10 protein-coding genes and 1 pseudogene are annotated in these 12,899 nt (G+C 75.0%); 5 read left to right on the plus strand and 6 right to left on the minus strand.

The features are described from left to right. The first annotated feature begins 256 nt into the window (after positions 1-256). Positions 257-1,267: a lytic polysaccharide monooxygenase auxiliary activity family 9 protein gene (locus ACFW3D_RS40910; RefSeq protein ID WP_500513487.1), complete on the plus strand. Its 1,011-nt coding sequence runs from the start codon at positions 257-259 to the stop codon at positions 1,265-1,267. Between the two features lie 9 nt (positions 1,268-1,276). On the opposite strand, the gene ACFW3D_RS40915 is transcribed toward ACFW3D_RS40910, so the two are convergent. The 3 genes from ACFW3D_RS40915 to ACFW3D_RS40925 all read right to left on the minus strand — a co-directional run bounded on the left by ACFW3D_RS40915 (position 1,277) and on the right by ACFW3D_RS40925 (position 6,832). Next, on the minus strand, positions 1,277-2,209 hold the full coding sequence (locus ACFW3D_RS40915; protein ID WP_500513488.1) for an esterase/lipase family protein: 933 nt from the start codon (positions 2,207-2,209) through the stop codon (positions 1,277-1,279). 169 nt (positions 2,210-2,378) lie between these two features. Next, on the minus strand, positions 2,379-3,371 hold the full coding sequence (locus tag ACFW3D_RS40920) for a DNA polymerase Y family protein (RefSeq protein ID WP_500513489.1): 993 nt from the start codon (positions 3,369-3,371) through the stop codon (positions 2,379-2,381). Beyond that, complete coding sequence (locus ACFW3D_RS40925; protein ID WP_500513490.1) at positions 3,368-6,832, minus strand: DNA polymerase III subunit alpha; 3,465 nt, start codon at positions 6,830-6,832, stop codon at positions 3,368-3,370. Before ACFW3D_RS40925 ends, ACFW3D_RS40920 begins: the two co-directional genes overlap by 4 nt. Before the next feature lie 170 nt (positions 6,833-7,002). Here ACFW3D_RS40925 and ACFW3D_RS40930 point away from each other — a divergent pair, with 170 nt between their 5' ends. Continuing rightward, the gene (locus ACFW3D_RS40930) at positions 7,003-7,884 is read left to right on the plus strand and encodes a nuclease (protein ID WP_500513491.1); all 882 of its coding nucleotides are present in this window, start codon (positions 7,003-7,005) and stop codon (positions 7,882-7,884) included. Here ACFW3D_RS40930 and ACFW3D_RS40935 read toward each other — a convergent pair. Continuing rightward, positions 7,871-9,088, minus strand: a complete 1,218-nt coding sequence (locus ACFW3D_RS40935; RefSeq protein ID WP_500513492.1) for an amidase — start codon at positions 9,086-9,088, stop codon at positions 7,871-7,873. The genes ACFW3D_RS40930 and ACFW3D_RS40935 overlap by 14 nt on opposite strands. A gap of 93 nt (positions 9,089-9,181) precedes the next feature. On the opposite strand from ACFW3D_RS40935, the gene ACFW3D_RS40940 reads away from it, so the two are divergent. Then, entirely contained in the window at positions 9,182-9,997 is an 816-nt protein-coding gene (locus tag ACFW3D_RS40940) for a TIGR04222 domain-containing membrane protein (protein WP_500513493.1), read from the plus strand. 181 nt (positions 9,998-10,178) lie between these two features. Next, positions 10,179-10,469, plus strand: a complete 291-nt coding sequence (locus ACFW3D_RS40945; protein ID WP_500513494.1) for a hypothetical protein — start codon at positions 10,179-10,181, stop codon at positions 10,467-10,469. Positions 10,470-10,564: 95 nt separating this feature from the next. On the opposite strand, the gene ACFW3D_RS40950 is transcribed toward ACFW3D_RS40945, so the two are convergent. Beyond that, on the minus strand, positions 10,565-11,680 hold the full coding sequence (locus tag ACFW3D_RS40950) for a S1 family peptidase (protein ID WP_500513495.1): 1,116 nt from the start codon (positions 11,678-11,680) through the stop codon (positions 10,565-10,567). A gap of 148 nt (positions 11,681-11,828) precedes the next feature. Between ACFW3D_RS40950 and ACFW3D_RS40955 the strand changes: the two genes are divergently transcribed. Next, positions 11,829-12,671, plus strand: a complete 843-nt coding sequence (locus ACFW3D_RS40955) for a GNAT family N-acetyltransferase (RefSeq protein ID WP_500513496.1) — start codon at positions 11,829-11,831, stop codon at positions 12,669-12,671. Here the strand turns inward: ACFW3D_RS40955 and ACFW3D_RS40960 are convergent. Next, a pseudogene (locus ACFW3D_RS40960) lies at positions 12,664-12,899 on the minus strand (slipin family protein); the annotation flags it as partial. The gene ACFW3D_RS40955 and the pseudogene ACFW3D_RS40960 sit on opposite strands and share 8 nt — an antisense overlap.

Consider the following 12,899-nt stretch of genomic DNA (forward strand, 5'->3'; position numbering starts at 1 on the left):
CAGGAGTCCTGTCCGGCGCCGCCGCCGTGCGTGGAGGACTCGGTCCGCCCGGGGCGCGACGGCATCCTCAGCCCCCGCTTAGCGATGCCTTAACGCCGCCATAAAGATCGCCCGCAGGTCCTCCGAACAGGGGTTCCGCCCCTGCGGCGCGGCTAGCGTGCTGGTTCGCCGACGCCCGTCGGCGCCGCTCACGGGGGCGGCGCCGACGGGGTCCCGGCATCGTGCATCCGGGCCACCGCCGAAGGAGAACCCCACCATGACCGCACGCCGCAGGGCCGCCTTGGCCGCCGTCCTCGGGATCGGACCGCTCGCACTGACCGGCCTGGCAGCGGGGCCGGCGGGCGCGCACGGCACCATGGGCGGCCCGGTCAGCCGGGTGCTGACCTGCTACGCGGAGAACCCCGAGAACCCGGCGTCGGCCGCGTGCCGGGCAGCGGTCGCCGCGGGCGGCACCCAGGCCTTCTACGACTGGAACGGGGTGCGCATCGGCGACGCGGCCGGGCGGCACCGGCAGCTGATACCGGACGGCAGGCTCTGCAGCGCGGGCAACGAGGAGTTCAAGGCGCTGGACCTGGCGCGGGCAGACTGGCCGGCGACGCGGATGACGCCGGGACGGCAGGGCCTGGCGTACCGCGTGACCGCCCGCCACAAGGGTTCGTTCGAGCTGTACATGACGAAGACGGGATACGACCCGTCGCGGCCGCTGCGGTGGTCGGACCTGGAGGCGCAGCCGTTCGCGAAGGTCACCGACCCCCAGGTACGGGACGGCAGTTACGTCCTGCCGGTGGACGTGCCGGCCAGGTCGGGGCGGCAGCTGGTCTACGCGATCTGGCAGCGCTCGGACAGCCCGGAGGCCTTCTACTCCTGTTCGGACGTGGTCTTCGGCGCGGACACCGGCCAGGCCCAGGAGGCGCCCGCCGCGCCCGCCGCCTCGGCCCCCGCCACGACCGGGGGCGTTCCGGCCGCGGCCACGACCGCCCCCGCACCCACCGCCTCCGTGCCGGACGACGCGCAGATCTCCGCCGGGGCGGACAGGTCGACGGTGCGCCACCGCCATCACGCGCAGACCGTCGCGGAGGGTTCCACGAGCCCGCTCGTGGAACCCTCCGCGACGGCGGACACCTCCCCGTCCGGCGCGGACCTCGCGCAGACCGGGAGCAGCAGCACCGGCACGACCTCGCTGATGGCGGCGGGGGCCGCCGCCGTCTCGCTCGGCGCGTCGGTGCTGCTGCTCGTCGCCCGCAGGCGCCGCGCGGGGATCGGCTGAGGCGGACCGTCAGCTGAAGACGTCCCCGCAGTCGGTCGCCTTCGCGTGCGCCGGGTCGAGGGCGTTGGCCGTCTCGTGGAACACGATGCGGTCGGTCAGCCCGGCGAGGACGTGCTCGGACAGGTCGAGCGGGCACAGGTCCTGCAGCACCACGTTGCGTACGTCGGGTCCGGACAGGAACTGCGAGGTGTACGGCGTCACGACCTCGTCGTACTTGGTCGCGATCACCGTGTAGCGGACGCCGGGGAGGGTGTCCCCGCCGGCGTTCAGCTTGGTGAGGAAGGCCGATCCGGCCATCTGGTCGGTCAGTCCCTGCGGGGCGAGGTGCTCGATGGCCTCGGCCGCCCCGGGGAAGTACGGCAGCAGCTTGAGCAGCCCGCCCAGATCGGTCCCGTGGTTGCTGGGCGCGATGCCGACGAGCGCGTTCACCTTGGGGGCACCGCCCAGGAACTTCATGTAGTAGCGCGGCATCATGCCGCCCTGGGAGTGCCCGACGATGTCGACCTTGCCCGCGCCGGTGGACGCGAGGACCCGGTCGACGTAGTCGGCGAGCTGCTGGGAGGACGCGGTGATGGGGCCGAGCCCGTAGAAGAGGGGCACGCCGGGGAGCTGGCCGTAGTCGAGGGAGTAGACGCAGTAGCCCCGCTTGACCAGGTACGGCGCGAGCCCGAGCCAGTTGTCGATGGAGTTGCCGAGGGTGCCGTGGACGAGGACGACGGGCCGCGGGTGGGCGGCGGACGGCTTGCAGGACCAGTTGTTCCAGCCGCTGCTCGCGGCGGTGGCCGCGGCGTTGACGGTCGTGGTGGCCTTGGTACCGGACGCGGGGGCCTTCGCCAGTGCGGCGGTGGTGGTGTCCGCCAGGACGGGGGTGGCGAAGAGGGCGGCGGTGAGAGTCAGCGCGGAGAGGAGCCGGAGCGCTGATCGCGGTCTGATGGGCAGCATCGAGCGATCTCCTCGCAGGTGGGGGAATGACTGGCTCCCGTGCAGCCTGTGATCCGGATCACCAGAGTGCTGAGCTTCCGTCAATTTACGAGTGAGTAACAAACGCCGCCAGCTACCGGTGGGTAAAGAATTCATCACGCCGGCTTCACATCGATGTGATAATGGGGCGTCAGGCCGCACCCGACAGTGCCGCGGGCATCAGCGCCCGCGGGCCGAAGCGGGCCCGCGCCCGGTCCGCCACCGCCTCGATCCGGCGTGCCTTCTCGTCCCCCGGGTCCAGGCTGAGCTGCAGCGTCGCGAGACCGGCGTCCGTCAGCCCCTCCGCGCGCAGCGCGAGTCCGCGCACCCGGGCGCGCTGCAGCCCCAGCCCCTCGTAGAGCCGGTACGCGGCCCCCGCGAGGGCCGTGCCGTGGCCGCTCGGTTCGGGCAGCGCGCGGGTGCGGGTGGTCGTGGAGCGGTCGGCGTAGCGGACGGTGAGGGTCAGTGAGCGCGCGACGCGGCCCGACGTGCGCAGCGTGGAGCCCAGTTCCTCGGTGAGCGACAGCAGGGCACGGCGGTGCCGCACCGGATCCAGCTCGTCGTGGCCGAAGCGGCGTTCGGCGCCGGCCGAGCGGGCGGGGGCGTTCGGGACGACCGGGGCCGGATCGATGCCGCGGGCCCGCTCGTGCGTCCTGCGGCCCGCCGTGGCGCCCAGGATCCGCTGCAGGGTGCTCAGGGGCGCGGCCGCCACCCGTCCCACGGTGTCCAGACCGTACGTGCCCAGCTGCCGCGCCGTCGCCGGGCCGACGCCGTGCAGCGCCGCCACCGGGCGCTCGGCGAGGAAGGCCGCCACGGCCGCGGGGTCGGTGGGCGCGGTGCGCACCGCGCCCTCCGGTCCGCCCTGTGCCGCCATCCGGGCGAGCAGCGGGTTCGGGCCGACGCCGATCGTGCAGTCCACGCCGTGGAGCGCGAGCAGCCGCACCCGCAGCAGCGTGGCCAGTTCCGCGGCGTCGCGCCCGAAGTAGCGCAGCGCCCCGCGGACGTCGGCCAGCGCGGCGTCGGGCGGCAGCGCCTGGACGACGGGGGTGAAGCCGCCGAGCAGTGCGAGGAGCTGCTCGTACAGCGCCTCGGCGGCGTGGAAGTGCACGTACAGCACGTGCGAGGTCTCCGGTCGGCTGTTCATCGCCCCGCGCTCCCCGGGCTGGAGTGCCACAGCTTGCGGCCGGTCGGAACGCCCTCGCCCGCGGGCCGCAGATCGGCCCAGGGATGCATCTCGTAACCGGTGGACATCCGGACCCGGCGGCCCTCGGGCGGGGGCGCGGGCAGGCCCGCGGGTTCGCCCGGGGTCTCGGCCAGACGTGCCGCGACCGCCTCCAGGCCGCCCCCCTTGCGCAGTTCGACCAGTTCGGCCAGGTTCCACGCGGCGGCGCCGACGACGGACAGGCTCTGCGGTCCGCGGCGCTGGACCACCCCGCGGACCAGCAGCAGCCAGGAGTGGAAGACGGTGTGGGCGCAGGCCTCGTGGCTGTCGTCGAAGAAGGCGAGGTCGACCAGGCCGGTGCCGTCGTCGAGGGTGGTGAAGACGACCCGGCGCCCGGAGCGGATGGGCGGCGTCTGGGTGGCCGCCTTGGCCCCGGCGACCAGCACGGTCTCGCCGTGCCGCACCTCGCGCAGCCGGTTCGCCGGGATCGCGCCCAGCTCCTCCAGGAAGGCGAGGTGGTCGTCCATCAGGTGGCGGGAGGCGTCCATGCCGAGGACGCCGAGTTCGGCGCCGAGCCGTTCGCCGTCGTCCATGTCGGGCAGGCCGATCGGCGCGAACGCCGGCTCGCCCTCCCCTCCGGTCAGGGTGAGCTGGCCGTCGTACGCGGAGGCCCGGCCCTGCCGGTGCACCTCGGCGACCTGGAGCAGCATGTCGCGGCGGTTGCCCCCGAAGGGATCCAGCGCGCCGACCTGGACCAGCCGTTCGGCGGCGGCGCGGCCCGGGCGGGCGCGCTCCCACAGGTCCTGGAGGGAGGAGTAGGGCTGTCCGGCGGTGATCCGGGCCACCTCGGCCTCACTGATCCCGTGCACCTCGGAGAGCGCGAGCCGCAGCCCCCACACCTCCTCCCCGCTCTTTTCACCGGGCACCGGTTCGATCCGGTAGGCCGCGCCCGACCGGTTGACGTCCAGCGGCAGCACCGGCACCCCGCGCCGCCGGGCGTCGGCGAGCAGCAGCCGCTTGGGGTACATCCCGGGGTCGTGGGTGAGCACCCCGGCGTAGAAGGCCGCCGGGTGGTGCGCCTTGAGCCAGGCGGACTGGTAGGTCGGCACGGCGAAGGCGACGGCGTGCGCCTTGCAGAAGCCGTACGCGCCGAAGGCCGAGACGATCTCCCAGGTGTGCCGGATGACCTCGCGGGAGTAGCCGCGTTCCCGGGCCGCGTCCGCGAACCAGGCCCGCAGCCGCCCCTGCCGGGTCTCGTCCGACAGCGCGCGCCGGGCCTCGTCGGCGAAGCCCCGGTCGCAGCCGGTCATGACGCACATGATGTCGATGAGCTGCTCGTGGAAGACGACGACCCCGTGGGTCTCGCGCAGCACGGGCTCCAGGTCGGGGTGCGGGTAGTGGACGGGCTTGCGGCCGTGCCGGGCCTCGATGAAGGGCCGGACCATGTCGGCGGCGACCGGCCCGGGACGGAAGAGGGAGATGTCCACGACCAGGTCGTGGAAGGTGGCCGGCTGCAGCCGCCCCACCAGGTCGCGCTGTCCCGGGGACTCGATCTGGAAGCAGCCCAGCGTCTCGGCGGAGCGGACCAGTTCGTACGTGGCGGGGTCGCCCTGCGGGATGCGGTCCAGGTCGATCCGGCCGCCGCCGGTCCGTTCCACCTCGTCCAGGGTGTGCGCCATCGCGGACTGCATGCGCACCCCGAGCACGTCGAGCTTGAGCAGCCCGAGGTCCTCGACGTCGTCCTTGTCGAACTGCGACATGGGGAAGCCCTCGCCGCTGGTCGGCACGACCGGGGTGCGGTCCAGCAGCCCGGCGTCCGACAGCAGCACCCCGCAGGGGTGCATGGCGACCCCGCGGGGGAGCGCGTCCAGCGCCTCGACCAGCTCCCACAGCCGGCCGTGGTCCTCCCCCGCCACCTGCCGCAGCTCGGGCAGTTCGGCGAGGGCGGCCCGCGCGTCGCGGGCCCGGATGTGCGGGAAGGCCTTGGCCAGCCGGTCGGTCTGCTCCGGGTCCATCCCGAGGGCGGCGCCCACGTCGCGCACCGCGTGGCGGACGCGGTAGGTCTCGGGCATGGCGACGGTGGCGACCCGCTCGCCGCCGAAGCGGTCCAGGATGCGCCGGTAGACCTCCAGCCGGCGGGCGGACTCCACGTCGATGTCGATGTCGGGCAGGGAGGCGCGCCGGCCGGACAGGAAGCGTTCCATGAGCAGGTCGTGCTCGACGGGGTCGGCGGCGGCGATGCCCAGCAGGTGGTTGACGAGCGAGCCGGCGCCCGAACCGCGCGCGGCGACCCTGATGCCCATCTCCCGCACGTCGGCGACCACCTGGCCGACGGTGAGGAAGTACGACGCGAAGCCGAGCCGCTCGATGATCCGCAGTTCGTGGTCGAGCCGCGCCCAGTACTCCGGGTCCCGGTCGTGGCCCTCCCGGACCATCCCGGCGGCGCAGTGGGAGCGCAGTACGCGGTCGGCGCTGCGGGCGCCGGCGCCGACGACCTCCGGCTCGGGGAAGTGCACCTGCCCGAGCCCCAGGTCGTCCTCCGGGTCGACGGCGCAGCCCGCGGCGGTCTCCTCGGTGGCCCGCAGCAGCCGGCGGGCGTCGCCGCGGGTGAACCCGGCCGCCTCCATGACCCGCTCGGCGGTGCGCGCCATGTCCCCGGAGTCCTTCAGCCAGCGCTCGCCGCTGTCCAGGCTCCCCGCGTCGCGTACGTCGACGGGCACCAGGCGGCGCGCCGAGTCCAGGACGTCGGCCACCTCCCCCTGGCCGGGGTCGGCGTAGCGGACGGCGTTGGTCAGCACCGGGACGACACCCTGCTCGAGGGCGAAACCGACGGTGCGTGCGGCGAGCCGCAGCGAGCCGTGCCCGGTGCCGGTGCGGCCGTGGTGCACGGCCTCCAGGCGCAGCGCGTCCCCGTACACCTCGCGCCAGGGGCGCAGCAGCCCGGCGGCCCGGTCGGGGCGTCCGGCGGCCAGCGCGCGGCCGACCTCGGAGTCCGCGCCGAGCAGCACGTACAGCCCCTCCCGTCCCAGGTCCTCCCAGCCGATGCCGCCGTCGGTGTGGGCGGCGCTGACCAGCCGGCACAGCGCGCCCCAGCCCCGGCGGTCCCGGGCGAGGAACACCGCCCGGTCGGTCGCCTCCGGCACGAAGGCCCCGCCGCGCACCGGGGTGCGCCGCCGGACGGCCGGCGGGCCGGCCTGGGAGGTGGCGCCGCCTTCCCCCGCGTACGCCGCCGGCATCGCCAGGGAGGCGCCGAACAGCGGCCGCACCCCGGCCCGCGCGCACGCCTTGGCGAAGCGCACCACCCCGGCCACCGTGTCCCGGTCGGTCAGCGCGAGCGCGTCCATCCCCCGTTCGGCGGCGCGCTCGGCGAGCTGCTCGGGGTGCGAGGCCCCGTACCGCAGCGAGAAGCCGGAGACGGTGTGCAGGTGCGTGAATCCCGCCATACGCACCTCCGGCCGCTCTCGTCTCCCCCCTTCCGAACCCTCTGCCACCCACCATAGACCACTTGTCGAACACATGTACGAAGACGCGCCGGATCCCTGTCCTCCGCCACCCTCCGCGTGGTTTCATGCACACGACGTCACCGACGCTCGCACCCCGACGGGGAGTCGCCATGCCGATGCTGCTGGTCAAGGGCTCTTTCCAGATAGAGAACACCGAGCCGGACGGGGACACCGTGGGCTTCGTCCCCACCCGCCACCCCGACTGGAACCGGGTCAGGGGCGGGCTCGGGCTCGACCTCACCAACTCCTGCCGGGGCAAGCTGCGACTGGACGCCGTCGACGCGCTGGAGACCCACTACGGGCCCACCTCCGCCCCGGCCCACCAACCGCTGCCCTTCGCCCACGCGGCCCGGGACGAGCTGCTGAGGTGGCTGGGCTTCACCGCCGTGGAGCGCGAGCCCGGCGGCGAGAGGGTGGTCGCAGCCACCCCCGCGTCCGTCCCCGGCTGGATCCTCACCGGCGGGGTCGACGTGCACGGCCGCTGCGTCGCCCTGGCCGGCCGGGGCGCGCTGCCGGAGGGCGCGAAGTCCGGCCAGGAGGTCACGGTCGGCGTGCCGCTGCTGCGCGCCACCGTCAACCACCACCTGGTGGCCGAGGGCCTGGCCTACCCGACCTTCTACAGCAACCTCTACGCCGACCTGCGCCAGGAGCTGACCGAGACCGCCCGGCAGGCCCGGGAGGCGGGCCGGGGGCTGTGGCCCGGCGACGTGAGCACCACCGGCGCGAAGGTCACCGGGCTCTCCTCGCTCACCGACGACGTGGTGCTCGTCCCCAAGCTGTTCCGGCGGCTCTTCGACTACCTCGCGCTCGGCGAACCCTCCCTCGCCGCCTTCCGCGCCTTCCTGGCCGGGGCGGCCGACACCTACCGGATCCTGTCCTCGGACACCCCGCGCGCGCAGGTCCGGGGACTGCACCACGTCGTCGAGGTGACCGGCGGCCACACCGTGCGGATGACCGTCCCGGTCGAGGACCTGGTCTTCACCGAGGCCTGACGACCGGGGCGAACGCCGCCGCCCACCGCAGCAGTTCCTCGTCCTCACCGGGGCGCCCGACGGCCTGCAGACCGAGCGGCAGGCCGTTCGCGGCGAACCCGGCGGGCAGGCTCACCGAGGGGAAGCCGGCGTTGCTCCACGGCAGGCACATCACCGAGTCGCCGGTGCTGCCCAGGCCGAACGGGGCGGGGCCGGTGGCGGACGGCGCCAGCCAGACGTCGACCTCCCCCATGGCCTCCAGCAGCCGGTCACGGAAGACCAGCCGCTCGCCCGCGGCCCGCTCGTAGTCGTCGCGGCCGATGGCGTGGCCCTCGCGGATGGCGGCGACCGTCTGCTCGCGGTACAGGTGGCCGTACCGGGGGAACCAGTCGGCGTGCGTACGGGCCACCTCGTAGCGGTTCATGACGTACAACTGCCGTACGACCGCCTCGAACTCACCCGGGCCCGGCACCATCGGCACCTCGCGCACCGTCCAGCCCGCCGCCTCCAGCCGCTCGACCTGCGCCGCGAAGGCATCCCGGGCCTCCGTCCCGGCCCGGTCCAGGTACGGGCCGACGGGGACGCCGAGCACCGGACGGCCCTCGCCGGCCGGCTGCTCCCGCCAGTCGTCGCACAGGACGGACGCGCCGCGCGCCGCCGTCACCACGTCCGCGGCGAGCACCCCGACGGTGTCGAAGCTCGGGGCGTTGGCGATCACCCCGTCCACCGGGACCCGCCCGAAGGTCGGCTTGAAGCCCACCACCCCGCAGTAGGCCGCGGGCCGGACGACCGAGCCGACGGTCTGCGTCCCGACCGCCAGCGGCACCATGCCCGCCGCCACCGCGGCCGCCGAGCCGCTGCTCGAACCACCCGGTGTGTGGGCGGTGTTGTGCGGATTGCGGGTCCGCCCCGGCGCGGTCACCGCGAACTCGGCAGTCACCGTCTTGCCCGCGACCAGCGCCCCGGCCGCCCGCAGCCGGTCCACCAGCGGCGCCTGCGGCCCGGCCAGCACCTCCGGCGGCACCGCGGACCCGGCCCTGGTCTCCATCCCGTCGATCCGGACGATGTCCTTGACGCCCACCATCACCCCGGACAGCACCCCCGGCGGCGCCGCGGCCGCCTCCGCCGCCAGCCGGCCCCGCCGGTCCGGCTCCCTCACGAACGCCTTGATCCGGGCGTCGAGCCGGTCGATACGGTCACAAGTCCGTGCCACCAGATCCGTCACGGCCGCCACGCTACGCCGAAAAGCTCTGGCCTTCCTCAAACAGCGCGTCATCCTCCCGTCCACGGGCACACCGACCCCAGGGGGTGGTGGGACATGTCATGGCTCGCATGGACATATCCGCTGACCGCGATGGGGCTGATCCTCACGGCGGGGGCGCTGCTGCGGGCGCCGGGCGCCGCGGCCGAAGAGGTGACGGACCCTTACGAGGCCGCCTATCTGCGCGACGGGAGCCGCGGCGCGGTGGTCGTCGCACTGGTCGCACTGCATCTGCGCGGCACGGTGGACGCCGGTGCGCACCGCACCGCGCGCATCTCCGGGCCCCTGCAGGGGCTCGCGCACCCGCTGCAACTGGCCGTCTACCAGACCCTGTACCGGCCCGCCGGGGTGAACGCCGTCGCCGCGGCCCGGCCGGTGCGGCGCGAGATGGACGCCCTGCGCGAGCGGCTGACCGACGCGGGGCTGATCCGCCGCGACCGGCGCCGGCGCACGGCCCGCGTGCTGGTGTGCGCGGCCGTGCTGACCGCCGTCGGGGGGCTGGTGTCCGGCTTCCCGACGGCCTGGGACCCGCCGGTCCGGGCGGCCGTCTCCGCCGTGCCGGTGGCCGCCGCCCTCGCCCTGTGGGCGGTGCCCCGCCGGACCCGGGCCGGCCGCGAGGCCCTACGGCGGGCCCAGGAGCGTTTCCCGCGCCCGCGGACCCGCAGGGCGTCGCCCGAGTCGGTCCAGCTCGCGGTCGCCCTGCACGGCGAGCCGGCCCTGCGGCTGGCCGTCCCGCACTTCACCAGGGAGGCCGGACTGCTCGACCACCACGACGGGACCGAGAGCCTCTACGGCGTCAACCACTGGAAGAGCGGCGGCGGAGGCTGCGGAAGCGGCGGCTCCTCGTGCGGAGGGGCGGGCGCGGGCGTCTGAGGGGGCGAGGGTACGCGTCCTCCCGGACGGCCCAAACACCACACCGGTGCGAGATTCGTCACGTCCCGACGTCACATGGATGCTCCCGCGTCCCACACGTCAACCGGCGTCACGCGCGCGTCACCCCGGTGGCTGCCCGGGGGTTGCGAAGGCAAGGGGACGGCACGATTTACTGACCGCCATGACGGCGACCGACACCATCTCCAGACCCGTGGCTCACCCCGGCCGGCTGCGCATGGTGAGCCGCCTGCGCCGCCTCGCGGCCGCAGGTCTGGTGGAGCCGCCGTACGGCGCACGGCTCCCGCAGTACCCGGAGGACGAGGACGCCGAGGTCTGGGACGACTTCCGGCACCGGCTGGCGGCCCTGCTGGTCGGCCTGCACGAGGAGGCCAAGGCGCCGCCCCCGGCGCACCGGGCCGTGCACGTCGGCGCGACGGTGACGGCTTTCCCCCTGCACCGCCGCTTCCGCTGACGCCCGGGCACCCCGGAACTGCCGGCCCCGGTGCCGCGCACGGCCGGGCCCCGGACGCCGCCGCGGCCCGGGACCCCGCCTGAACCACGTGGACGTCAGCCGAGTTCCGCTCCGACCGCGGCCAGCGCCGTGGTCACCGGCTGGAAGAAGGTCTCCCCACCGACCTGGCAGTCCCCGCTGCCGCCGGAGGTGAGTCCGATCGCGCTGCCGTCACGGGTGAACAGCGCGCCCCCGCTGTCACCCGGCTCGGCGCAGACGTCGGTCTGGATCAGCCCGGTGACGGTGCCCTCCGGGTAGTTGACCGTCGCGTCGAGCCCGAGGACCGTGCCCCCGTGCAGCCCGGTGGTGCTGCCCATCCGGAACACCTCCTGGCCCACGGCCGCCTCCGCGGCCCCGTTGATCGCCAGGGCCCGGCCGTCGCCGAGGTTCACCTGGCTCGCCGCCCGGGTGTCCGGGTCGTCGTAGGTCACGAGCGCGAAGTCGCCGTCACCGGGGAAGGTCGCCTGCCGCACGGTCGCGATGGGCGCCCCGCCCTGGCTGTCCGACCAGTTCGCGAAGGCGACCCCGCAGTGGCCCGCGGTGAGGAACGCCGGGGCGCCGTCCTTGACGACGTTGAAGCCCAGCGAACAGCGCGCCCCGTCGGCGAAGATGGCGTCCCCGCCGGCCACGAGGGGCTTGAACTCGCCCGCGGACTTCCGGATCCGGGCCATGCCGCTGCCCAGGGACCGCACGGTGGACTCCAGGGTGTCCCATGTGCCGCCGGTGACGGTGCGGTCCGCGGTGACCAGGATCCGGTTGGTCCGGGGGTCGACGGCCCAGGCGGTGCCGGGGATCGTGGCGCGCTCCCTCAAGGTCCGCGCGGCGGAACTCAGTTCGGCGGCGCTGTTCTCGACCGTACGGGTCGCGGCGCCGGCCTTCCCGGCCCGCGCGGCCGCGTCGTCGCCCGACCCGGCGACCACGTTCACCACGAGCCGCCCGCTCCCCGCGTCGTAGTACGCCCCGGCGATGGACGGGCCGAGCTCCGAGCCCAGCCGTGCGGCGAGTTCCGCGGCGGCGGTGGCGGTGAGCCGCTTCGGCGAGGGGACTTCCGGGTCCTGTGGGGCGGACTGCGACGCGTTGGCGTTGGGCAGCAGTACGGCCGCTGCCGCGATGGCGGCGGCACCGGCCGTGGCGAACACGATCTTCCTCTTGGCTATCTGTTTGTGCTTCAACTCGGGACCTCCTGTGGGGGGATACAGGCCGGATCGTCGGGCGCAGGGGGAAGCGTCGTTCCGCTTCAGATACGCGGCCCCGCCCCGTTGCGTTCACCACGGCCGATCCGCTCGCGTCCGCGGTCGCGGTTGTGGTGGAATCCGCCCGATGAGCACTTTCGACCCCTCCCCCGTGGCGCTGGAGTACCGCGCCGCCTACGACCGGCAGTTGCGCGCCCGTGTGCCCGCCGACCTCTCGCGGTTCCGCTCGGTGGAACGCGACGGCCCGCTGCTGCGCAAGACCTACGAGCACGGGGAGACGGGGTTCCTGGACTACCGCGACCTCGGCGGGCTCGACGGCCCCGCGCTGGACGCCCTGATCGCCCGGCAGCGGGACCACTACGCCGCGCTGGGCATGCCGGTGGAGTGGAAGTACCACGCCCACGACCTGCCCGCGGGGCTGCCGGACCGGCTGGTCGCGGCCGGCTTCGTGCCGGAGGAGCCGGAGACGGTGCTGGTCGGCGAGGCGGCGGCGCTGACGGCCGCCCCGGTGCTGCCGGAGGGCCTCGCGCTGCGGGAGGTCACGTCACGGGCGGACTTCGAGCGCGTCCGGGAGATGGAGGAGACGGTCTGGGGCGTGCCCCACGACTGGCTGCCCGGGATGCTGGAGAGCGAGGTGTCGGGGCCGGGCGACCCCTGCGTGGTGGTCGTCGCCGAGACCGCCGACGGCACGGTGGTCTGCGCCGGCTGGGCCCGCTTCCACGAGGGCACCGACTTCGTGTCGCTGTGGGGCGGCTCCACCCTGCCGCAGTGGCGGGGGCGGGGCGCCTACCGGGCGACGGTGGCGCACCGGGCCGGGCTGGCGGTCGCGGCGGGGCACCGCTTCGTGCAGGTCGACGCCTCCCCGGACAGCGCCCCGATCCTGGCGCGGCTGGGGCTGCTGCCGGTGGCGGTGACCGTGCCGTACGTGTGGCGGCCGGACGTGCCGCGGGCCGGGGGCGGGCTCAGCTGACGTCGGAGGGCCGCTGCGGCCGGACGGTGTCCAGCAGCGGGTCCGCCGAGAGGGTCTCGCGCAGGTCGGCGGGGAGCTCCCCGGCGGGCTCCTCCAGCGGTACGCCGGACTCGGGCGGGTGGGCGGCGGCCCGCGGTGCGGGCCCCTGGGGAGGCGCGGTCACCGGCTGGTGTTCGACAGCCGGGTGGGGCGCCGGGTGGGCGCGCTCCAGGAACCGCAGCAGCTCCA

It is taken from the genome of Streptomyces sp. NPDC058864, from assembly GCF_042742985.1.
Lineage (GTDB): Bacteria > Actinomycetota > Actinomycetes > Streptomycetales > Streptomycetaceae > Actinacidiphila.

Coding starts and splice junctions, on each gene's coding strand:
- ACFW3D_RS40910 (WP_500513487.1), top strand. CDS start 257: ATGACCGCACGCCGCAGGGCCGCCTTGGCCGCCGTCCTCGGGATCGGA.
- ACFW3D_RS40915 (WP_500513488.1), bottom strand. CDS start 2,209: ATGCTGCCCATCAGACCGCGATCAGCGCTCCGGCTCCTCTCCGCGCTG.
- ACFW3D_RS40920 (WP_500513489.1), bottom strand. CDS start 3,371: ATGAACAGCCGACCGGAGACCTCGCACGTGCTGTACGTGCACTTCCAC.
- ACFW3D_RS40925 (WP_500513490.1), bottom strand. CDS start 6,832: ATGGCGGGATTCACGCACCTGCACACCGTCTCCGGCTTCTCGCTGCGG.
- ACFW3D_RS40930 (WP_500513491.1), top strand. CDS start 7,003: ATGCCGATGCTGCTGGTCAAGGGCTCTTTCCAGATAGAGAACACCGAG.
- ACFW3D_RS40940 (WP_500513493.1), top strand. CDS start 9,182: ATGTCATGGCTCGCATGGACATATCCGCTGACCGCGATGGGGCTGATC.
- ACFW3D_RS40945 (WP_500513494.1), top strand. CDS start 10,179: ATGACGGCGACCGACACCATCTCCAGACCCGTGGCTCACCCCGGCCGG.
- ACFW3D_RS40955 (WP_500513496.1), top strand. CDS start 11,829: ATGAGCACTTTCGACCCCTCCCCCGTGGCGCTGGAGTACCGCGCCGCC.